The organism is Pseudoalteromonas sp. AOP7-A1-14 (assembly GCF_052376275.1).
Lineage (GTDB): Bacteria > Pseudomonadota > Gammaproteobacteria > Enterobacterales > Alteromonadaceae > Pseudoalteromonas.
This window is the reverse complement of sequence record NZ_JBQSVO010000065.1, coordinates 1-20,886: the sequence shown is the minus strand read 5'-3', so window position 1 is coordinate 20,886 and position 20,886 is coordinate 1. Positions and strand designations below refer to the sequence as shown.

Sequence of the window (20,886 nt, the reverse complement as noted above, 5' to 3'; positions counted from 1 at the left end):
GACTAAAACAGTGGGTTATAATGTGTAGTGAAGCGAAACCTAATCCACTGTTTTAGTTCCGCTTAAGTGCCTTGTATGCACTAGTACGGAGGATAAAATGACCAAGGGCTTTTATGATCATGACTTTCTTCTCGCCTACATTGCTCAATCACTTTATTTCTTAATTCTTCGTAATTATCTTTTAAACTGTATATGCAAAGAAGCAGAGATAAATTAAGTAAAGTTCCACCAATAGTTTGGAAGTTTGTACTTCCGTGTAAAGATTGATTTCTCCATGAATATATAAGGTCAAATGGGTCTTGAGAATCATCTAAGCTTGAAATATGAACTCTGAATTCTTGCAAAAGTACCTTGAGTTCAGAATCTGCGATTTCATCATACACAAGATTTAAAACATCTCTGATGCTGGAGCATTGCGCACCAATTTTATAAGGTCTCGGTTTTCCAGCACGATTTTTTACTTGAAAAGTAGACTTAACCGTCCCATCCATATTTAAGTATGTTGAACTTACTCGTTTTAGAGTCGATTCAAGTAATGGGAAACCGATATAAGCCAATATTAGAGATGAGTCATATAGGAAGTATCTAGCATGATGCGGAATTTTTTGTTCAGATTCGTATTGTAACTGCTGCTCTTCTGATGATCTGGCTGGCTTCTTACAATTTACAAGTGAAGCTCTGATTGAAGCCTGAAACAATGACTTCATTTCATGTTCTTCATTACTAAAGTATTCAGAGCGACTACCTACGAGAACTTCAGCACACCATGACCATAACCCAAAGTGATCATCTACAACGATTGTATTTAATCCTGGGAGTAGTAACACTTTAGATAAACCAAGAATTGAAGCCAATAAAGCCTGATGATCCAACTCGTGGAACCTGACTCCATTTGCAAAAAGTCTATATTTTTCAGAATTAGCACCGATTGCCATACCACCATCAGGTGTTTTAACAGATGAACACCACTGCTCACATAAACTTTTTATTTCCTCTGGGGTGGTTGCCATATAGTTTCCTTCATGCTGAATTAATGATCCAATAGAGTGCTAACAACTTTATCAGAGGACACTTTCCCTTTTTTAGCGCGAAAACGTCCTTATTTAATGAACTTATATTAATAGCAAATAGCGTAAATTATTGCCAACAATAAATATTACTCTTCCTACTGCCAATATAAACATGTAAAAAAGAGGAAAGTTTCCTCTATTCTTACTAAATTAATGACTACTCACCTCAATGACCGCTCATCGCTCATACCCGAATTCTTTTGTAGCGAGCTAAGCTTAAAACTCCATAAACACCGGAGTACAACTAATGCACCAGTTAACTATATATCAGCCTAAAGAGCCTTGGAATAAAAATAAGCTTGTAGGACAAAAGTTACCTCTAAAATTACAGCAAATATGGGCTATCCGAATACGACTGGAACTTTTTCATAAAATAAGAGATCTAGCACTATTTAACCTAGCCATAGATAGCAAACTAAGAGGGTGTGATTTAGTTTCACTAAAAGTTAATGACATTGCACATGGTAAAGCAATCCAATCACGGGCAATAGTCGTTCAAAAAAAGACTGGTATGCCTGTTCAATTTGAAATTACTGGAAATACAAGGAAATCAATTGTGGCGCTCATAGAGCAATTTACTCTCAATTCTTATGATTACTTGTTTAAGTCACGAATTCATTCCTCTGAACACCTTTCAACCCGTCAATATGGACGTATAGTTGACTCTTGGGTCACCTCAATTGGGTTAGATAAGACTCAATATGGCACTCATTCAATGAGACGTACCAAACCATCACTAATTTACAAAAAAACTAAAAATTTAAGAGCCTGTCAGCTTCTACTTGGCCATAGAAAACTAGAGAGCACTGTCAGGTACTTGGGAATAGAAGTTGATGATGCGTTAGAAGTATCAGAACAGATCGATGCTTAAATTTGAACCTAAGCCAGACTCGAAGTTAGAGTCTGGCACGTGCCCAGACTGTGTGAAAACTAATTTTTAATAAATTGTCTTGGGTATGTTCTTAGTTTGAAACCATTTAAGATGGTTGCGATCGATTTTTTCTCAGTATCGCAATTTTCTCCGCGCGAGCGAAACTGCTATGGCAACGCTACTCTAATTGCTTTACTTAGGCCGTTAACTCCCATAATTGTTATCATTCTTCTGAAGTTGTAAGCTAGGACATGAAGACTTATTTCTGTCCCCACGCTTTTTAAACCTCGTGTTAGTAAGTGGGTAGCTCCCATCCAGAGTTTAATTGTGCCAAAGGGGTGCTCAACAGTTTGCTTGCGATGAAGCATCAATTCAGGTTCATTCTTTAGCTTTTGAAGCATTTCTTCTGTCAGAATCTCATGCACCCACCGCCTTATTCGCCTAGGGTCTTTTTTAGAGTTAGTGCACTGACTTCTTATTTTACAATCTCGACAAGCAATGTGATTGAAGTAAACATCAAGGTATTTACCTTGCTCAAATACCTGCATTCGATTTTGAAGTTCATTACCAGCGGGGCATAAGTAAATATCTTTATTTGCATCGTATTTGAAGAGTGAGCGGTTAAATATCCCTTTCTTTTCAGAGGACGATGTATCCGTCTTGGGCATGATTGGCTCTGCACCCAAATCGATAGTATCTTTTATATCGGGCTGACTGAAGTAACCTTTATCTGCTAATACCCTTATATCTTCCTTGCGCAATGCTTTTTGTGCGAGTTTTGTCATTGACGCAAGCTGGCCTCTATCTGGCACGTTGGTCACCTCATGCGCCACTATAAGGTGGTGCTTGGTATCAACCGCACTTTGCACGTTATAACTCACAACTCTTGTAAAACCTTGAGTTTTCATTAAACGTGAATCAGGATCAGTAGTGGATATTTGCTTGTCAGGATGAGCTTCAACTTGTTCTTTAATCTCGTGTAGTTTTTTTAACTGGCTGCGAAAGTCAGCTAGCCTATCTTTTGTGGCTTTAATTTTTGTGACGTTAGCTTGCTCTTTATCGGCTTCATCAAGTAATTCAAGGTAACGTTCAATATTCTTTTCGACTCGGTCGATGTGGAATTTAACTTTGCTTGGCGTAAAATTATTGCCTTTGTTGTTGCTAGCTTTAAACTTACTACCATCGATGGCAACAACTGGTTTCTCAAACATATTCAGACGACGGCAGACTTCAACAAACGTTTTGCACACATTTTTTATACCATCTCCGTTGTCTTTTCTAAAATCAGCAATCGTTTTAAAGTCGGGTGCCAACTTACCAAGTAGCCACATCAGTTCAATATTGCGTTGGCATTCGGTTTCTAATCGGCGGGATGATTGAATACGGTTGAGGTAACCATAAAGATACAGTTTTAATAATGTGGCTGGATGATACTTAGGGCGGCCTGTGGACTTTAAAGTTAACCCTTTAAACTCCAATTCAGCTAGATTTAGTTCCTCAATGAAAACATCAATCACTCTGACCGTATTATCTTCACTGACGTAGTCTTCCAACGATTCTGGAAATAACGTTGATTGGTCACGACTTTCACCGCTTATAAACTTTGACATACTGCCTCAACCCTCAACTGAATCAATAGTCTAATTATATAAATATCAGTATATTAAGTGAACTAAATGTATAGATTAATAGATCATAAGCAGAACATACTTAGACCAAAAGGTGATCAGAGTTTTCACACAGTCTGTGCCATAATCCGACCTTGAGACACATAGAGATTAAGACTGCAAAGATACGAAAGCGGAAGTTAGCTTTGGCCTGTTTAACGACAAATATTCCGACAAAGCAGTCATGACTATTAGTTTATTGTTAAATCTAATCTTTCTTTTCGTTCATCTACTCAATAACCCCACGCTAAACGTGACTTTAGCGTGGGGTTAGAGTTCACAGTAATTTTATCTGGATAGCTCTTTTATTTTTTTCTCTGAAAACCAGCGATATAAAACAGGTAAAACAAATAATGTTAACAGTGTTGCAGTTACCAAGCCGCCAACAATAACACTCGCTAATGGGCGCTGTATTTCTGCACCAACACCATTAGACATTAACATCGGTATCAAACCTAAAGCTGATGTTATAGCAGTCATAAGTACAGGTCTTAATCTTGAAGTAGCGCCTTCAAAAACGGCTTTAGATGCTTCTAGACCGTCTTTAATACGTTGGTTGATACTTTCTACCATAACGACCCCATTCAATACCGCTACACCAAATAAGGTAATAAAGCCAACGGAGCTTGGTACAGACAAGTATTGTCCAGATAAATATAAGGAGAAAACTCCGCCAATTACAGCAAGCGGCACGTTGACCAATATCAGCATAGCTTGACCAACAGAACCAAAGGCAAAGTAAAGTAGTAGTGCGATTAGTGCTAACGATAAAGGTACAACTATAGCTAACCTATTTTGAGCACGTTTTTGACTTTCGAACTGGCCGCCAATCGAAACAGAATAACCTGAAGGTAAGTCAACCTTTTCAGCAATTACCGTTCTGATATCGGCAACCACGCTTCCCATATCTCGATTTTGTACATTTGCTTGGATAACGACTCTTCGTTGTACATCATCGCGTCTAACTTGTGGTGGGCCTGACTCAAATGAGACTGAGGCTACGTCACCCAGCCGCACCCAAGCACCAGTAGGTGATTGAAGCCGAATATCAGCAATAGCTTCTTTGTTACTTCGGTACTCTTCCTCTATGCGAACGTAAATATCATAACGTTCATTACCATTGATTATTTGTCCGGCTTCAACACCACCAATACCATCACGCACAACCTCCATTATGTCACTCACAGACAATCCAAAGCGTGATAGTTCTTGCCTGTTAGGACTTATCACCAATTGCGCTTCACCAGCAATTTGCTCCAATGCAACATCCCTTGCACCTTCAATGTTTTTAATTGCTGTTTCTATTTCTTGACCTTTAGCCGCCAGTACCTCAAGTTCAGGCCCAAACAACTTTATCGCCAACTGAGCCTTAACACCAGATAGTAGCTCATCGACACGAGTCGCAATAGGTTGAGAAAAGTTGAGTAGCAACCCAGGGAATTCTTCTAAAGATCTCTCCATTTTTCCTTGAAGTTCATATCGATTAGATGCACTGGTCCACTCAGAAACAGGCTTCAACCCTATGTAAATTTCGATGTTATTCACAGGCTCTGGGTCTCCACCTATTTCTGCTCGACCAATTCGGCTTAATGCATAGGTTACTTCAGGGAAAGCCATTAGTTTTTCTTCTAGAATTGGTGCCACAGTGAGCGCGGTATCTAAACTGGAAGAAGGTGCAAGCGTTGCTCTTAAGTTTATCGTCCCTTCTTCTAACTCAGGTACAAATTCAGTACCAATTAATGGAACTAATGCAAAGGCAGAGAAAACTAATATAAGTGCGGCTGAAATGACTAATTTGGTGCGTTTTAGTGCGAATGTAAGCCCTTTTCTGTAGAGTTTGTCTAATGGCCTAAGAACAAAGCTTTCCCTCTCTTTTACACCTGACTTAAATAAATAAGTAGCTAAAGCGGGTACAACAAACAACGCAACCACAATAGCAGATATAACAGCTAAAATGATGCTTATTGCCATAGGTTGAAATAACTTTGCCTCAACACCTTCAAAGCTAAATAAAGGCGTAAATACGACTAAAATAATAGAAGCTGCAAAAAATACGGGACGAGCCACTTCTTTACCCGCATTTTGAAGACGTAACTTAATACCATGCTCATCTTGTTCTACATCATGTGGATCAGTATCAGCACTAGGCACTCTTTCTTTTACAGTTTTTAAATGGGTAGAGTCTGGTCTATTTAAATGCTTAAACATGTTTTCAACCATCACGACTGAACCATCAACTAGCATACCAATGGCTACGGCAATGCCACCCAATGACATAAGGTTTGCAGAAATGCCCCACCAAGCCATGATCATTAACGCGATACCAATTGAAATTGGAATAGATATTAGGACAAGGAAGGTTGCACGTATATTCATTAAAAATAGTGCTAATACAATACAGATGAAAATAAATGCTAGTAATAGTGCATCAACTACTGTATCAACGGCTTTTTCAATCAAATCAGCCTGATCATAAAATGGTTCAAAGCGAACACCTTTAGGCAATGCTTGATTAATCAATGGGATTCTTGCATTGATACCATCAATGGTGGCTTTAGTATTAGACCCCATGCGTTTTAAGACAATGCCAGAGACAACTTCACCTAAATTTTCGACTTTACCGTCTTCGGTTTTGCGCGTCATTGTGACAGCACCTTGACGAATTTCACTGCCCATTTCAACTTTAGCAATATCCGAAACCGTCACAACTGTCCCATCAACTGTTTTGACGGGAACTTGTTTGATATTACTAATACCAGCGTCACCACTTTCAAACCAACCTGCACCTCTAATAACAAGCTGCTCTTGCCCACGGTTCATATACCATCCGCCAACATTGGCATTGTTGTTATCTAGGGCACCAACAACGTCTTCTTGCGTTAGGTTATAAGAAAGAAGCTTAGATGGATCTACATTTACTTGGTACTGCCTAACAATACCTCCAAAGGAGAGTACATCAGTAACACCATCGACAGGCATAACGAGTAATTTTACTACCCAATCATTGAGACTCCTGAGTGCCATAGCATCATAGCCTGCATCTTTATCTGAAATAAGAAGGTACTGAAATACTTGGCCTAGCCCTGAGGTGTTTGGCCCCATTTCGGGTGTGCCGACACCTTCTGGTATCAGTTCTTTTGCGGCTTGAAGACGCTCAAATACAAGTTGTCTTGCAAAGTAAATGTCGGTGCCTTCTTTGAAAACAACCGTGACGCCAGACAAGCCTGTTTTAGAAATTGAGCGCACTTGTTCTACATCAGGTAAGGCATACATGACCGCTTCAATGGGGTACGTAATGAGTTGTTCAACTTCTTCAGCAGCTAGTCCTGGCGCTTCAGTATTTACAGCAACTTGAACATTAGTAACATCAGGAAAGGCATCTAAATTTAGTTTTGGTATAACCATAATTGCGCCGACAATTGTGGCAAACAGCGCAATCAAAATCAGGAGTCTATTATTAACAGACCAATCTATTATTTTATTAAACATAGTCTTGCTCCTTAGTGGTTATGCGGATCAAATCCGCCTTTAGCGATTTCAGAAGCAACAAAAAATGCGCCTTTGGTTACAATTCGCGTCCCACTATCAAGGCCAATGATTTCCCTAAAATCACCTAAGGCTCGGCCTAGTTCTACTTCTACAGCTTTAAATTCTCCAGGGTGGTCTTCGACAAATACGGTCCAATCACCATCTGCGCTGCGGATCAATGCTTCTTCTGGCACAGCCATCACTTTCTGCTTTGTGGCAAACTGAAAGTAAACTTTTACAAACATACCTGAATGAAGGTTATCATCAGCATTCTGTACCCCCAATCTAATAATTCTTGTACGAGTTACGGGATCAATTGTATGGGCTTCTTGGATAACTTTGGCATTGTAACTCTGGCCTTCTAATTTAAGTACCGCAGGAGAATCAATTGATAAATTTAGCTTTTTATTTGGAGAAACTTTTGCTTCAACCCATAGTTGTTTTTCATCAGCTAACAACATGACTGAATCCCCAGCATCAACACGTTGCCCTTGGATAAAGTCGTCTTGAAGCACGACACCTTCACGGTGCGCCGTTAATGCATATTGTCCAAATGCTTTAATGTCTTTGTTAGAAATACCATTTATTGCTTTTTCAGTTAACCCTAAAGCAATGAGCTTGCCATAGCTCGCATTGTATGTTGTTTCAGCTTGTAATAATCGACTTTCACTCACCGTCTTATTACCCAGCTTTTTTACACGTTGCCATTCGGTTGAAGCGATTAAATAGTCAGCTTGTGCTTGTGCCATTGCTTCACTAAATAATGTAACTAACTTCTGACCTATTTCTACATACTCGCCAAGCGCTGCATGGCGACTGATAATGACTGACTCTGTACGTGGTGATACCACATAACTTTTATAGCCATTAGCTTTTATTTCGCCAGGTGCATATACGGAGCTAAATTGATATTCAGGCTTAACACTTTCCACTTTAATGTTAGCAAGCGACATCTTCTTTGGATCAATAGTGATACCTTCTTCATGTCCTTCTTCTCCCTCTTTATTACCACCTTCATGGCCGTGCTCGTCATGGTCACCTTTATCTTCTTCATGTCCCTTTTCGTGTTCATGCTCATCTTGATGTTCTTTTTCTTCTTGTTTCGAAACGTTTGTGACAGAACCAGTTCCATCTGACGACTGTGCAAAAGCATCATGATTTGTAGTAAACCCAACTAACAGGCAGCTAATTACTACGGCTAAAAATTTTTTACTAATTACTGTATTCATTTTTGTAACCTATATTTTTAATAAATTTAAGATTTCGTTTTTCGCTACTGAAAAAACAAAGCGCTCAAATCTCAAATTTGGATAACTGACCCATACTTAAAATGAAGGATATTTCTGCAAGCTTGAATTGATTTTCCAAACGTATTCCTGCATGAAGCCCTTCCGCACGTTGATTTAATGCAAGTAAGTAGTCAGAAGTATTAATGTCACCAGCTTCCCAGCGCTTATTTAATAAGTTTTCGCTGCTATCTAATCTGCCTTTTGTCAGTTTTTGCCATTGCTCATAATATTTTTTACTGACAATAAGCGATTCATAATTAGCTTTTGCTTCAAATGACTGCTTTCGATAAACCGACCGAAAGTTAGCCTCTGCTGCAATTGCTTCTGAATAAGCGGCTTTAACAGTATCTGAATAGTTATTTCTGATATTTAAAGGCATTGAGAAAGTCACGCCAATCAAGTCTTCATCTCCACTTTTCCCTGCGTTAACTCCAATGGTTGGATTGGCTTTAGATTCCATAGTGGTTAGTTGAGCTTTAGATTGTTTTATCTTCCATTGCGCTCTAGCGAGTTTAACTTTTGGATGTTCCTCAACCCACTGAGAGTTAAATGAATAGTTTGTTGCTCCAAAAGTAAATGAAAACAAATTGGTAGTATTAGGCGTCCAATCAGGCAATAACTCCTGAACATTTACCTCTGCATTTTTCAAAGCAATTTGCGACTCAGATATTTCACTGAAAACTTGGGACAAGTTTAAATAAACCAGTTCAGCGTCAAGTGGCTCTAAAAGTCCTGCTTTTCGCTTATCTTCAATAATTCCAACGAGCGTTTGTAATTGATTTTCTCTTACTGAAAGTAACTGAGCCACCTTTTTTGCTGCTTGCCAATTAACTATTGCAGTTAAAGCGTTAGCCTTTTTAGAATCGAGTAGAGATAACAATTGTTGCTGGTTTGCATAAACACCAATTTCACCAATGCTTTTATTTGCTGATTGCTTATCCCAAAAATCAATCGTTTGACTGATACCAATAGAATAATTATCAAAATCACCCTCTTTTTCATAGCTTGCTTCAAGCTCTGGGTTATATACGGCTTTAGTTAAGCTCTTGGCTCTATGATTACTTGCATTAAGTAACTCTTTAGCCGCAACAACTTCGGGATCTTTATTTATTTGACTATCTAGCCATGAAATACTTTTCTGTTTGGCATAAGTGGCAACTGAAAAACTCACAGCCATACATAAAGACAGGACTAAACCTGCATTTTTTAAATATATATACATAAAAATTCTTAATTTTAAAATTAATAAACACGAAACCTTTATCCATTATTAAAGGATAAATAGGTCATTAAAAATTAATCTAATTAAGAAATAGGCGGACGAAGTATCGCTTCAAGAAAGGTACTTGTTTGATCAATTTGATAAGGCGTTTTATTGATAATGTTTAGTTTGCCCGTGGTATTTGAATTACTGACTAAAATCCAAGATAAGTGGCTGCCACTGCAATGTCCGCAGTGATGACAATCTTTTTCATTATGCTGCTCATCACCTACATTATCATTTGAGACATTTCGATCATCTGCATGATCATGTTGAATTTGAAGGTGCTCTATATCTATTTGGTGATTCTCAGGTGTTGCGGATACAACAGCAGTTAACGATTGCAAAACAATCGAAACGACTAATAGTATTTTTAACGCAACATTGAATTTCAAAATAAACACCTACTTAAATATGAAAAATTATAATATCAAAAAAAGGTTTTCTAAACTAGCCATGCGCATGTTTTTCATGCTCGTCACGGCAAGTTTCTTGAGGAAACTCAAACTCAATGGTTGTATGAGATAAATTATAAGAAGAAAGTTCCTTAGCCACTTGTTGTTTTAGCCTAATTAATTTATCAACCTCAAAGTTATGGGCTAACTCTAGGTGAGCAGTTAATACGTGACTTTCCCCGTCTAATGACCAAAAGTGCATATGATGAATCCCATTAATTTCAGGTATAGCCTTTATCGCTTTTTCAATATTATTCTGCACTTCTTCATCAGGTGTAGCTTGAAGAAATAGTGCCAATGTTGTTTTCAGGTTTTTCAAAACGTTAAACAATATAAACAGTGTAAAGCCTATAGAAAGCAAAGGATCTAATATTGGTAGATCTACAAAAAGCAGCACGATAGAAACAATTAGGACTGCAACCCAGCCAAGTACGTCTTCAAGCAAATGCCACGTAAGTACTTTTTCGTTCAGCGTTTTACCCGCTTTTAGTTTAAATACTGCATACCCATTAACAGCAACCCCAAGTAATGCAAGACCCAACATTCCTTCAGCCATTGGCATTTCAGGATTAGATAATCTTGGTATTGCTTCAAATAGCACCCAGACAGAACCAATAACTAATACAATACTGTTAATTAATGCGCCAAACAGGGTAAGACGACGATAGCCATAGCTAAATCTATCGGATGCTTCTTTATCCGAGAAACGACTCAGTATCCAAGCGAATCCTATAGATAAACTGTCACCCAGGTCATGTACAGCATCAGCCATAATAGCGGTACTGTTGGTTAGCCAACCACCAATAAATTCGATAATAGTAAATGAAACATTAAGGAAAAATGTCCAACCTATACGGTCGTCTTTTCCATGCGAATGGCTATGGCTATGATTGTGCATTTTCCACCTCAAGAACTTTTAAATTTCTTACATTGACTACGTTAAAATTGATAAAGTGACGGATCACTCGTTGATACATCCAACGTTTGATTCCTGATAAGTTAGTTCCTTTTTCGAGATAAAACTCATCAGGGGAATTATAAACACCAAAATCATCATGAATACCTTCTTTTTGTATATAGGTATCTTGACCACGCCAATCTGTATCTGGCGAAGAGAAACACTTTGTTGCAACACCATAACCACAAAATTCGTTTTTTATTTGACTAAATTTGTGCTGTAGTGAACTTAAATATTGTTCATCTAATATAAAGCCTTCTAAGTTTATCCAACGATCCTTGAAATAAACTTCAATCCAACTATGAATGATATATTTAGGTGCTAACCAAAATACATAAGTTGGAATAGCTCCTTTTTGTAATCGCTGCTCAATAGTAAAGCCGTGAAAACGACATTGAATACCTAATCCTCGTAACAAAGCCATCAGCAAGTTACCCTTGGTATTGCATTGTCCGTAACCATCGGCTAAAACACTGCTTGCTGAAATATCATCACTCTCATTGTAACCAAATAATATTTCATCTTTAACAAATTGGTAGGCTGCACCAATTTTGTTGAAGTCATCGAGTTCTTGCCAATTACGCTCAGAAATTAATGATTGAATTGTAGAGTGTTCAAAATTTACTATCTTGGTTTTTTCTAGATATTTGCTATTCATTGATGTTTCCTTACTTTGAACAACCAAAGGTTGATTGTTTATCTTCATTTGGTGTTTAACGTGTTTTCTCAGCAACAGCTAATTCTTGTTTAGCATCGCTTAGTATTCGGTAAGCGCCTCGAAGAATTAACATTGAAATGATGCTACCAATGACGATATCAGGCCAACGCTGTTTCAGCACCATAACGAGTATGCCTGCGATAACGACACCAAGATTTGCAATTACATCATTCGCTGAAAATATCCAGCTAGCTCTCATATGTACTTCATCGTTGTTGTGCTTTCGAATAAGGATGAGACAAATCACATTTGCAACTAAAGCAACCATGCCTACGCCAATCATAAACCAAGAGTGAGGCTCACTTTCACCATACAGCCTTCTAGCAATATCCATTAGAATTAGCACGCCTAACCCCAGTTGGAAATAGCCACTCACTAAAGCAGCATTAGCCTTATGTTGGATTGACTTTCCCACCGCGTATAGTGCAATTGCATAGACGATTGCATCCGCTAGCATGTCTAACGAATCTGCAATTAAAGCCGTTGATTCTGATAACCAACCAAAGCCAATTTCAAAAACAAACATCGAGGCATTGATAGCCAGAAGCCAATAAAGCACCGTTTTTTGCTGGTTATCTTTTAGCTCAACTTCACACCCACAATCGCTCATTTTCATCTCCGATTAACTTGTATGCTCTAACTATAAATCCTATAGTGACTATAGGGTCAAGTTTATTTGGAAATTTTATGAAAATTGGTGAGTTATCGAAAACATCGGGGTATTCAGTACAAACCATCCGATATTATGAAAAGGAGGGCTTGCTGTCAGATCCTGATCGCACTGAAGGGAATTTCAGGTTGTATTCTAATAAGGCATTTAAAGAGCTAGAGTTCGTAAAGCATTGTCGAAGTTTAGATATTCCGCTTAATGATATTAAGCGACTCATTGAATTAAAAAACAAGCCAGAGGAGAGTTGCTCTAGTGTAAATGCATTAATTGATCGGCAACTAACTTTAGTTAATCAACGAATGAAGGAATTGAATGCACTCAAAAAAGAGTTAAAACTAATGGCAAGCTCTTGCGGGTCTGACGGTACAATTGAAGTCTGTGGCATTATCAAGTCATTAGATAGTTGAACTAAATATAACTTTAGATTAGTAGTATTCACAAAGGCAATAATGAAAACCATTGGCAAATTAGCACAATCATTAAATTTAAATGTAGAAACCATTCGTTTTTATGAACGAGAAGGACTGATTACACAACCTGAAAAACCAATATCTGGTTATAGACAATATGACGAATCAATAGCAGGACAACTTAGGTTTATCACAAAAGCCAAAGCGCTCGGCTTTACGTTAAGAGAAATAAAATCGCTAATGTCTATGGACAGCAACTGCGCTCAAGTTGAGCTATTAAACCGACAAAAGTTAGCAATCATTCGAGACAAAATTAATGACCTTCAACGTTTAGAGAAAGTAATTGTGGGTATGACAAATACCTGTATGCAAAACGAAGATCCAACACATTGCCCCATAATTGACTCATTAAAATGATTGACTCCGTACTTGTATACGGAGTTTAGAATGATGGTAATATCAACCAATAGACTTTCAAATGATAAATAAAATATTAGACAGAGTAGGCTCTAGTGGCGTTTGGCTAGCGGCACGGCCTGCCTCCCTGCATTAAGGTCACTTGCATCGGCATTAGGACTAGGCTTCTTCTCTCACTTCGAAGGAATAGCTGTAAATACGCTTTTACCTATTTTTGCATCTTTGGAACTATTGGTAAACTTATACAACTGGCACAAAAATAAAAACCATACCAGAGCTGTCTTCAGCATTCTAGGGCCTGTAGCAGTGCTATTAACGCTTTATCCTCTTTGGCTATATGATTGGAGCACATACCTATTTTACTTTGGTATTTGCTTAATGGTCGTTATGTCGGTTTTGGATATCGTAAAACCAGTAAGGGAGCAAACATGCAACGTATGGCTAATTGCCGTCGTTGAAACGATTAACGGTCAATGTCTGCTTTTCGCTCCAAGCCGAACTTCATCAAAGTGCCATAAACGGACGGTCATAACCTTAGTCACTTGTTATATTTTAGCTCGCTGATATGCCCCACAGCTTTCTCTGATAGGGCACGGAGTATCGTAGTGTGCAGACTTGCATACACCACTATGTGGACTTCCCAGCTTTTAAGAGCCCGCTCTATCACTGTATAAACTTTGGAATACTGCCCTTCTGGCATATATAGTCGCCATGCAAAACTTTCCATTTTCCAGCACCAACGAATAGAAAGGGTGAAGGGTCAAATCTTGGCTTCACACATCATAATTATTCACGTAGAGGTTATTTATGAAGCGCTGCATTTTCGCCGTACAACTCATTAAAGGCTAAGAAGTATCTCAAGCAGTAAAAAACCATTAAAATAAATAACTTAATAACTCTGATTTTATTGATAATATTTCCTGTTACATTTAGTTTAGGTTTTAAGCTATAGTATCTGTTCTAAATAGCTGATTTGTGAAAATAATAAAGCTCAAAATAGGACTAATAGGCAATTATTTTTAGCAGCCTGCTTTTACCTACCCTAGTGATCGATGCTATTACTTCATCGACCTTACTAATATTGTTTGTAAGCCCCGCACGGTATTGTCTTGGACAATGAAAAGGAGTCTATTTTGACTGAAACTAAAACGTTGGAGCGTCACAATGCCAACTAAAATAATAAGCTTTACCGTAGCGTTTATGATGCTTGTTTTGGCTTTAACTAGCCTGCAAACACTTGCACACGGAGTAGATGACAGCACGCGTGCTTTTTTAGAGCAAAACCAAGGCGTACAGTTTGCAGCATTTATTTATATTGGTGCAAAACACATGATCACTGGCTACGATCATATATTGTTTTTAATCGGTGTGATCTTCTTCTTATACCGCAGTAAAGATTTGTTGCTTTATGTCACTATGTTTACCATAGGACACAGTACAACCTTGCTATTGGGGGTACTGAACGACATTCAAATAAATGTTTACTTGATTGATGCAATTATTGGTTTTTCGGTGATTTACAAAGGATTTGATAACTTAGGTGGCTTTAAACGCTGCTTTAATTATCAGCCGAATACACAATCGGCGGTGTTAATTTTTGGCTTGTTCCATGGCTTTGGTCTCGCAACCAAGCTACAAGAATTTCAATTACCCCAAGATGGATTACTTGCAAACCTAATAGCCTTTAATATAGGCGTGGAGCTTGGCCAATTTTTAGCACTTGCGGTTATTTTAATTGCCATTAATGCGTGGCGTAAACGACCGTCTTTTCAACGCTTTTCAACATTCACCAACGGTGCATTGATGAGCGCTGGTTTAATGCTGGTCGGCTTTCAATTAACCGGTTATATGATTAATTAATTTAGAGAAATATATGCAACATACAGTCAGTTCAAAAACACTAACAAAAGCCGGTATCACCGCTTTATTAGTCGCAATAGTCGCCCTTGTGCTATTTATTCTTCCGGCAGAATATAATATTGACCCAACCGGAATAGGAAAACAATTAGGCCTCACTAAGATAGCCCAAGCATCAGAGAAAGAATCAATTAAAGCGCCGGATTCGCTCAAAAACGGCAGTACAGATTTTCAAATAATTGAAGTTTCCATCCCAGCAAACCATGGTATTGAATATAAATTTGAAATGCAGCAATATGAAAAAATAACCTATGAATGGATGACCGATGGAGCTTCCTTGCATTTTGATTTGCACGGGGAGCCTGCAGACGATACGACCGGTTATTTCGAAAGCTATGCGATTGCCGAGTTAAACGAAATGAAAGGCAGTTTTACCGCCCCATTTACGGGCTCTCATGGCTGGTACTGGAAAAACAACTCAAATAACCCGGTGGCCATACAGCTTTTAGTGAAAGGCCAATATAAAATAATTGGATTACAAAAATAGGAAAAACCAATGAAAACACTTTTAACAACACTTATATTAATAGCCACTTTTTTTAGCTTTAATGCTTTTGCCCATGCTGGGCACGACCATATTAATGGCAAACAAGCCATTAAAATAGCGATTAAGTCAGCAAAACAAATGACCTTTAAAGATTTTGGCTTTGCAGTAGGTAAGTTAGATAGCTCTTGGAAAACGCTTACTGAAGCTAATGTTGCTATAAACAGTGAAGAAGACGGCAATTTTTTTATCAGTGCAAATAATGCATCTTTAAAAAGCACCATTTATTTCAAAGTAGCTCAAAGCGGAGACCTGATAGACGTTTCAAATAATAGCTTTTAGTGGCTATTTACACTATTGCTTAATGGCCTGCGCCTTTACTATAAAAAATAAATATGCTAAAGTCTGTACTTCTCGGGGGAGTAGCCTGCTTAGTGTCGTATTAAGAACGTCACTAGGTAAACTTATCAACATAATTGCACCTTATGTGCATGGTAAGTTTGTAATGTAGCAAGCATTATCGGCAAGACCTGGGTAAACTCTATCCTCATGGCGGGAGATAGGTGTTTACCTTGGTTTAGTAGTCCCGCCTAGTAGTAGTAAATATGGATACATTTATCACATCAACCGTCACTGTCACCCTGGCAGAAATAGGCGATAAAACACAGCTTTTATCGCTATTACTGGCCGCCCGTTTTGCAAAAAAGTCTGCACTGATACTAGGTATTTTTGTCGCAACGATTATTAATCATGGGTTATCTGCGTGGTTTGGTGACTATTTAGCAGACACCTTTAATAACCCCTACTTACCCTATGTTGTAAATATTAGTTTTATTTTTGTTGGGCTATGGTTACTAATACCTGATAAAAATGAGCAGGTTAGCCATAAATACGACCATTACGGGGCTTTTGTAGTAGCCTTGGGGTTATTTTTTATTGCAGAAATTGGCGACAAAACACAAATTGCCACTGTATTACTTGGCGCACAATATCAATCTGTAACGTGGGTTACACTCGGCACCACGCTTGGTATGCTAATCGCAAACGTTCCTGTTATTTATGCCGGTAATGCTCTTTTAAAACGTATAGCTCTTAACAAGGTGAGAATAATCGCGGCAACGTTATTTGTTGCGCTGGGTTGTTATGGCTTAATAGTGCTTAATTGATAGTTTTAAGTTGCTGTGTATGTTTGAACAACTAAAAAATAGTAATGTATTATAAGCTCATACGACAAAACAGTACCTTTCGATTATTTTACTATTTTCAATATATCTTTAAATTGGGGGGTGGCTGCCACTTCTGCCCACTGAAAGATAACACTTTCAGCACTGGTGATCACCGCTCCTGCTTGGCGTAATTGCGCTATAGCAATATCTCTATTATTGTCGCGTCTTGAGCTTACCCCGCCGGCTATAATAAATACCTGATAATCAGAGGCGAGTAAATCAAGCGCCGTTTGAAGTACACACACATGCGCTTCCATACCAACAATAATAATTTGCGGTTTTTGGTACTTGTTTAGCGTACTGATAAATCCAGGTTCTTGGCAGGCACTAAAGTGAGTTTTATCAAAATATATTGCATCTGTTGCTTGCTCTACAATTTGCGGCTCTGTGGCACCTAAACCTTGTTTATATTGCTGTGTAATAACTGTCGGAATAGCCATTAACTGTGCTGCGTTTAACAGCTGTAATGTGGTATTAACCACTTCGTCAAAACGAGTCATTGCCGGAGCTAACTTACCTTGCACATCAATGATCAACAAAACACTTTGACATTTTTTTGCATTATAAATATGGCGTTTCATGCTATCTCCTAACAGTATGTTTTTTCATGGAGTATATATTTATTTCAACGTAATAACAGTGATGCTACTTTTAATTTTGCCATTTTATTTTAGCTTAAAGCGAAGTACCTAATTAGATCAGAATAAGTAAATCTTTATTAAAAATAATAAGGGCATTACTTTGCAACCCCACAATAGCCGAACAATGCCCTAAAGAAGAAGTTATAATTTTTTAAGGTTATGGCGAATCTTTTGAGTACATTGAAAACCATCCATATTCGGCATTTGGTATTTGGTATTTGGCAATCCATCAACACTAAATCAGGGCGCTTTTAACAATACATTCAAGTGCTTTAGCCATCATTTGATAACTCGATTGTACAACCGGTTTGTAGCATTATTTTAGATATAACAACTTGATTGATTGGGTTATCTTCAACAAGTAATACATGCTTTACGGTTAATAATGGTAAGCCCAAGACCTGCTCCGCCGTATTTACGCGTTGTCGAGATATCAGCTTGTATAAGCTCATTAAAATGATTAGCTTGCTGTGTGCTTGAAATACCAATACCACTATCTATTACGCAGTTAAATACCACCGCATCACGTACCAATGGTATTAGCAAAAACCTCACTAATTTATTTAATATGTTCCGCTATATTTATAACCTGAACATCTAATTTAAGGGCGTGCGTATTTCATGGCTCATATTGGCTAAAAATTTCAAGAGCTATTTAATGGCATTCATGTCTTTCAATTTGCAGTACACAAATACGTATATTAAATTTTTCGGCTAAGGTTTTCTCTACTTTTAAACGGCATAGTTCATCATGCTTTTCAATTGTACAATGCTCTTTTAGCACCACATGAGCGCCGACTTCAAGCAGCTTATCTCGCTTGGCAACCGTTACGTTATGCACATTATATACATGCTCAATATGGGCAATAGCTTTTTCAACTAACCCAACATCGGGCAAGCGCGCGCTGTCTTCACGAAGACCCTTAACACAACGACTAATCACCTTAATCCCTGTAAATAGGACGAACAAAGAAATAAACATACTTGAGATAATATCAATCACCGTGTAGCCCGTTAAATAAATAAGCACGCCCGCGATAAAGGTAGAAACTGTTGAGATTAAATCAAAAAATGAATGTAAAAACACGGCATAAATATTAACGCTCGCCTTACGACCTTTATATAAAATCCAAGCGGCAGCACCGTGAAATAAGAAGCCAATTGAAGCTACAAGTGACATTAAATAACTATTTATCTCTTGTCCTTGTCCCTGGTGGTGATGTAAAAAACGTTCACCACCTTCGTACATAATAATTAAGCTAATTGCTAAATATAATATGCCATTGATCAAACCACCTACAAGCTCAGCTTTATGGTAACCATCATTGTATGTTTTAGCTAAATGAATAGCTAAACTTGAGGCTATTAAGGCAATGAATAGCGAACTATTATGAACAAATAAATGTCCCGCATCTGCTAGCACAGCTAACGAGTTTGAAAAATAAGCGCCAATAACCTGAATAATCATAAACGTGCATGTAATGGCCAGAGCAATTAATAAACGTCTTCTTGAAGATTGATGAGTTGTAATATCCGTCATGGAAAAGTTAAATTACCTGTCAGCATAAAGTGCATTTGAATTGTGAAAAGGATAAGAATACGTTAGCCGCTGGCTCTACTCTAAAAGTAATGGTACACAGTGGTAATGATATACAGTAGCAATTATAATACGACAGCAATCCAAACGCACTAAAAAACTCCTTCAAACTATTCGATGTAACAAAAACATGTATTTACTATCATTTATTTGTGAGTAAATGTAATCTAACTATGTTTTAAAGTTTAGGTTATAAGCTTGTGAGTACATCCGCGATTAAAGACATACAATTTACACTATCTATTTTGCCGTTAGCTGCATTTGCCTACGACAAACAGACGGGTAATGTCTTTGCGAATGCTCAGGCGCAGCAGCTTTTTAAGCTAACAAATATAGAAGACTCTATAACTCATATTTTTAACCATATACAACTCTTTGATACAACAAACCAGCAACCGCTAAGTAATAACGATTTTTTTATCCCCAAAAAACAACTTTCAGTACGTGAAGTACTTATTACAAGTTCACAGTCATCGACGGTAATCGAGCTTAATTACAGTATCGTTAGTACATCTTTAACGCTTGTTATTTGCACCAAAAAAACACCATCAAAAAATTCATACGATGCTGATTTTGATGAGGTTATATCAAAAATATCAACACAGATCATTGATATTCAATTAGATAATCTAGACGCTAAAATTGAAAGCGCCCTACAAACCATTGGCACATTCTGCAATGCAGACCGCAGTTATGTATTTCAATTTAGTGAAAGCGATAAAATAATGAGCAACACGCACGAGTGGGTTAATGAAAATATAACGCCATTTAAAACTCACTTACAAAATATACCGCAAAATTCACTACCTTATTTTTTCAAAATGATGAGTGAACAACATGTGTTTAACATCCCGGATGTGATGTTACTGCCTGAAGAAGCCCATAAAGAAAAAACCGAATTCACTGCTGAAGATATAAAATCAATTTTGTGTATTGGCCTAAAATCAGAGCAAAAATTAGTCGGTTTTATAGGTTGTGATTGCGTTAAAAATACTCGTAATTGGAATGAAACGGATCTGATCAGAATAAAGCTAGTCGGTGACATCATCACAAATTCGTTAAAAAACGTTTCCTATAAGCTGCGTATTGAGCAAATACAGCAACAATTACTTAGCGCAAACGAAGAGCTACAAAACCTAGCAAACTTGGATAGTCTGACCAATATTGCTAACCGTCGCCAATTCGACAGCACCCTAAAAATCGAAATTCAACGCAGCGCCAGAAGCCAACAACCAATCAGTTTAATTATATGTGATATAGACTTTTTCAAGTTATACAACGATAACTTTGGCCATCAGCAAGGCGACGAGATCCTCAAACAAGTAGCCAGCACGCTACAAGCTCTAACTAAACGCCAAGGAGGCTTGGTTTCTCGTTACGGTGGAGAGGAGTTCGCATTTATTTTACCTATTACTGATAAAGCAAGCTGCCACAACTTTGCCACCCTTATTAAATCTTCAATCAATGAACTTGCTATTGCGCACCCGTATTCAACAGTGTCTGAAAAACTAACTCTTAGTATCGGTTATCATTGTTTTATCGCGAGCAAAAAAAACCAAGCCGACAAGCTCATAAAAGCCGCAGACAAAGCATTATACAAAGCCAAAAATGCAGGCCGAAATAAAGTGATGCGCTTTGATTAGTACCCCGGTTCAGCTTAGTAAACATATGGGGTATAAATAAAAATTAGCTGACCGTTGTTGGTAC

General features: G+C 37.9%; 22 protein-coding genes. 9 read left to right on the top strand and 13 right to left on the bottom strand.

Annotation, left to right across the window (positions count from 1 at the left end):
* Positions 1-80 precede the first annotated feature (80 nt).
* Positions 81-1,010 carry a hypothetical protein gene (locus ACT3RM_RS11075; RefSeq protein ID WP_004589485.1) on the bottom strand — a complete coding sequence of 310 codons (930 nt, stop codon included), beginning with the start codon at positions 1,008-1,010 and terminating at the stop codon, positions 81-83.
* Between the two features lie 307 nt (positions 1,011-1,317).
* Here ACT3RM_RS11075 and ACT3RM_RS11070 point away from each other — a divergent pair, with 307 nt between their 5' ends.
* On the top strand, positions 1,318-1,941 hold the full coding sequence (locus ACT3RM_RS11070) for a tyrosine-type recombinase/integrase (RefSeq protein WP_004589486.1): 624 nt from the start codon (positions 1,318-1,320) through the stop codon (positions 1,939-1,941).
* Positions 1,942-2,108: 167 nt separating this feature from the next.
* On the opposite strand, the gene ACT3RM_RS11065 is transcribed toward ACT3RM_RS11070, so the two are convergent.
* The 8 genes from ACT3RM_RS11065 to ACT3RM_RS11030 form a co-directional block, all read right to left on the bottom strand.
* Positions 2,109-3,551 (bottom strand): IS1182 family transposase, encoded by a 1,443-nt coding sequence (locus tag ACT3RM_RS11065; RefSeq protein ID WP_004589456.1) that lies wholly within the window; start codon positions 3,549-3,551, stop codon positions 2,109-2,111.
* A 345-nt stretch (positions 3,552-3,896) separates the two neighbouring features.
* On the bottom strand, positions 3,897-7,097 hold the full coding sequence (locus ACT3RM_RS11060) for an efflux RND transporter permease subunit (protein WP_004588883.1): 3,201 nt from the start codon (positions 7,095-7,097) through the stop codon (positions 3,897-3,899).
* A gap of 11 nt (positions 7,098-7,108) precedes the next feature.
* Complete coding sequence (locus ACT3RM_RS11055; protein ID WP_002962258.1) at positions 7,109-8,365, bottom strand: efflux RND transporter periplasmic adaptor subunit; 1,257 nt, start codon at positions 8,363-8,365, stop codon at positions 7,109-7,111.
* Positions 8,366-8,429: 64 nt separating this feature from the next.
* Positions 8,430-9,647 carry a TolC family protein gene (locus ACT3RM_RS11050; RefSeq protein ID WP_008468875.1) on the bottom strand — a complete coding sequence of 406 codons (1,218 nt, stop codon included), beginning with the start codon at positions 9,645-9,647 and terminating at the stop codon, positions 8,430-8,432.
* Positions 9,648-9,730: 83 nt separating this feature from the next.
* A complete protein-coding gene (locus tag ACT3RM_RS11045) occupies positions 9,731-10,090 on the bottom strand; it encodes a hypothetical protein (protein ID WP_235190303.1) in 360 nt (119 codons plus the stop codon).
* A 46-nt stretch (positions 10,091-10,136) separates the two neighbouring features.
* The gene (locus tag ACT3RM_RS11040) at positions 10,137-11,039 is read right to left on the bottom strand and encodes a cation diffusion facilitator family transporter (protein WP_004588886.1); all 903 of its coding nucleotides are present in this window, start codon (positions 11,037-11,039) and stop codon (positions 10,137-10,139) included.
* Positions 11,026-11,757 carry a transglutaminase-like domain-containing protein gene (locus ACT3RM_RS11035; protein WP_004588887.1) on the bottom strand — a complete coding sequence of 244 codons (732 nt, stop codon included), beginning with the start codon at positions 11,755-11,757 and terminating at the stop codon, positions 11,026-11,028. The genes ACT3RM_RS11040 and ACT3RM_RS11035 overlap by 14 nt, the downstream gene beginning before the upstream one ends.
* Positions 11,758-11,812: 55 nt before the next feature.
* Positions 11,813-12,427 (bottom strand): cation transporter, encoded by a 615-nt coding sequence (locus ACT3RM_RS11030; protein WP_004588888.1) that lies wholly within the window; start codon positions 12,425-12,427, stop codon positions 11,813-11,815.
* A 77-nt stretch (positions 12,428-12,504) separates the two neighbouring features.
* Here ACT3RM_RS11030 and ACT3RM_RS11025 point away from each other — a divergent pair, with 77 nt between their 5' ends.
* From ACT3RM_RS11025 to ACT3RM_RS10995, 7 genes are all read left to right on the top strand, one after another.
* A complete protein-coding gene (locus ACT3RM_RS11025) occupies positions 12,505-12,894 on the top strand; it encodes a Cd(II)/Pb(II)-responsive transcriptional regulator (RefSeq protein ID WP_004588889.1) in 390 nt (129 codons plus the stop codon).
* A gap of 42 nt (positions 12,895-12,936) precedes the next feature.
* Entirely contained in the window at positions 12,937-13,314 is a 378-nt protein-coding gene (locus tag ACT3RM_RS11020; RefSeq protein ID WP_004588890.1) for a MerR family transcriptional regulator, read from the top strand.
* 102 nt (positions 13,315-13,416) lie between these two features.
* Complete coding sequence (locus ACT3RM_RS11015) at positions 13,417-13,878, top strand: MerC family mercury resistance protein (protein ID WP_441835771.1); 462 nt, start codon at positions 13,417-13,419, stop codon at positions 13,876-13,878.
* A gap of 636 nt (positions 13,879-14,514) precedes the next feature.
* Entirely contained in the window at positions 14,515-15,174 is a 660-nt protein-coding gene (locus tag ACT3RM_RS11010; RefSeq protein WP_441835776.1) for a HupE/UreJ family protein, read from the top strand.
* A gap of 13 nt (positions 15,175-15,187) precedes the next feature.
* Positions 15,188-15,718, top strand: a complete 531-nt coding sequence (locus ACT3RM_RS11005) for a hypothetical protein (protein WP_441835772.1) — start codon at positions 15,188-15,190, stop codon at positions 15,716-15,718.
* A 9-nt stretch (positions 15,719-15,727) separates the two neighbouring features.
* Positions 15,728-16,057 (top strand): DUF6488 family protein, encoded by a 330-nt coding sequence (locus ACT3RM_RS11000; protein ID WP_441835773.1) that lies wholly within the window; start codon positions 15,728-15,730, stop codon positions 16,055-16,057.
* 263 nt (positions 16,058-16,320) lie between these two features.
* Positions 16,321-16,881 (top strand): TMEM165/GDT1 family protein, encoded by a 561-nt coding sequence (locus tag ACT3RM_RS10995; protein WP_441835774.1) that lies wholly within the window; start codon positions 16,321-16,323, stop codon positions 16,879-16,881.
* Positions 16,882-16,964: 83 nt separating this feature from the next.
* Here the strand turns inward: ACT3RM_RS10995 and ACT3RM_RS10990 are convergent, their stop codons facing one another.
* From ACT3RM_RS10990 to ACT3RM_RS10975, 4 genes are all read right to left on the bottom strand, one after another.
* Positions 16,965-17,522 carry a hydrolase gene (locus ACT3RM_RS10990; RefSeq protein ID WP_441993375.1) on the bottom strand — a complete coding sequence of 186 codons (558 nt, stop codon included), beginning with the start codon at positions 17,520-17,522 and terminating at the stop codon, positions 16,965-16,967.
* Positions 17,523-17,936: 414 nt separating this feature from the next.
* Positions 17,937-18,128 carry a hypothetical protein gene (locus ACT3RM_RS10985; protein ID WP_441993376.1) on the bottom strand — a complete coding sequence of 64 codons (192 nt, stop codon included), beginning with the start codon at positions 18,126-18,128 and terminating at the stop codon, positions 17,937-17,939.
* A gap of 51 nt (positions 18,129-18,179) precedes the next feature.
* Positions 18,180-18,230, bottom strand: coding sequence for a histidine kinase dimerization/phospho-acceptor domain-containing protein (locus ACT3RM_RS10980; RefSeq protein ID WP_441993379.1), 51 nt, complete (start codon positions 18,228-18,230; stop codon positions 18,180-18,182).
* Between the two features lie 7 nt (positions 18,231-18,237).
* Positions 18,238-19,122, bottom strand: coding sequence for a cation diffusion facilitator family transporter (locus ACT3RM_RS10975; RefSeq protein ID WP_441993377.1), 885 nt, complete (start codon positions 19,120-19,122; stop codon positions 18,238-18,240).
* Positions 19,123-19,379: 257 nt separating this feature from the next.
* On the opposite strand from ACT3RM_RS10975, the gene ACT3RM_RS10970 reads away from it, so the two are divergent.
* Positions 19,380-20,822: a diguanylate cyclase domain-containing protein gene (locus ACT3RM_RS10970; RefSeq protein ID WP_441993378.1), complete on the top strand. Its 1,443-nt coding sequence runs from the start codon at positions 19,380-19,382 to the stop codon at positions 20,820-20,822.
* Positions 20,823-20,886: the final 64 nt, after the last annotated feature.

What these genes read in the sequence shown, in the direction of transcription:
- ACT3RM_RS11020 (WP_004588890.1), top strand. Translation starts at nt 12,937, where the DNA reads ATGAAAACCATTGGCAAATTAGCACAATCATTAAATTTAAATGTAGAA.
- ACT3RM_RS11075 (WP_004589485.1), bottom strand. Translation starts at nt 1,010, where the DNA reads ATGGCAACCACCCCAGAGGAAATAAAAAGTTTATGTGAGCAGTGGTGT.
- ACT3RM_RS10975 (WP_441993377.1), bottom strand. Translation starts at nt 19,122, where the DNA reads ATGACGGATATTACAACTCATCAATCTTCAAGAAGACGTTTATTAATT.
- ACT3RM_RS11060 (WP_004588883.1), bottom strand. Translation starts at nt 7,097, where the DNA reads ATGTTTAATAAAATAATAGATTGGTCTGTTAATAATAGACTCCTGATT.
- ACT3RM_RS11030 (WP_004588888.1), bottom strand. Translation starts at nt 12,427, where the DNA reads ATGAGCGATTGTGGGTGTGAAGTTGAGCTAAAAGATAACCAGCAAAAA.
- ACT3RM_RS10995 (WP_441835774.1), top strand. Translation starts at nt 16,321, where the DNA reads ATGGATACATTTATCACATCAACCGTCACTGTCACCCTGGCAGAAATA.
- ACT3RM_RS11070 (WP_004589486.1), top strand. Translation starts at nt 1,318, where the DNA reads ATGCACCAGTTAACTATATATCAGCCTAAAGAGCCTTGGAATAAAAAT.
- ACT3RM_RS11040 (WP_004588886.1), bottom strand. Translation starts at nt 11,039, where the DNA reads ATGCACAATCATAGCCATAGCCATTCGCATGGAAAAGACGACCGTATA.
- ACT3RM_RS11050 (WP_008468875.1), bottom strand. Translation starts at nt 9,647, where the DNA reads ATGTATATATATTTAAAAAATGCAGGTTTAGTCCTGTCTTTATGTATG.
- ACT3RM_RS11025 (WP_004588889.1), top strand. Translation starts at nt 12,505, where the DNA reads ATGAAAATTGGTGAGTTATCGAAAACATCGGGGTATTCAGTACAAACC.
- ACT3RM_RS11055 (WP_002962258.1), bottom strand. Translation starts at nt 8,365, where the DNA reads ATGAATACAGTAATTAGTAAAAAATTTTTAGCCGTAGTAATTAGCTGC.
- ACT3RM_RS11065 (WP_004589456.1), bottom strand. Translation starts at nt 3,551, where the DNA reads ATGTCAAAGTTTATAAGCGGTGAAAGTCGTGACCAATCAACGTTATTT.
- ACT3RM_RS11000 (WP_441835773.1), top strand. Translation starts at nt 15,728, where the DNA reads ATGAAAACACTTTTAACAACACTTATATTAATAGCCACTTTTTTTAGC.
- ACT3RM_RS11035 (WP_004588887.1), bottom strand. Translation starts at nt 11,757, where the DNA reads ATGAATAGCAAATATCTAGAAAAAACCAAGATAGTAAATTTTGAACAC.
- ACT3RM_RS11005 (WP_441835772.1), top strand. Translation starts at nt 15,188, where the DNA reads ATGCAACATACAGTCAGTTCAAAAACACTAACAAAAGCCGGTATCACC.
- ACT3RM_RS10990 (WP_441993375.1), bottom strand. Translation starts at nt 17,522, where the DNA reads ATGAAACGCCATATTTATAATGCAAAAAAATGTCAAAGTGTTTTGTTG.
- ACT3RM_RS11010 (WP_441835776.1), top strand. Translation starts at nt 14,515, where the DNA reads ATGATGCTTGTTTTGGCTTTAACTAGCCTGCAAACACTTGCACACGGA.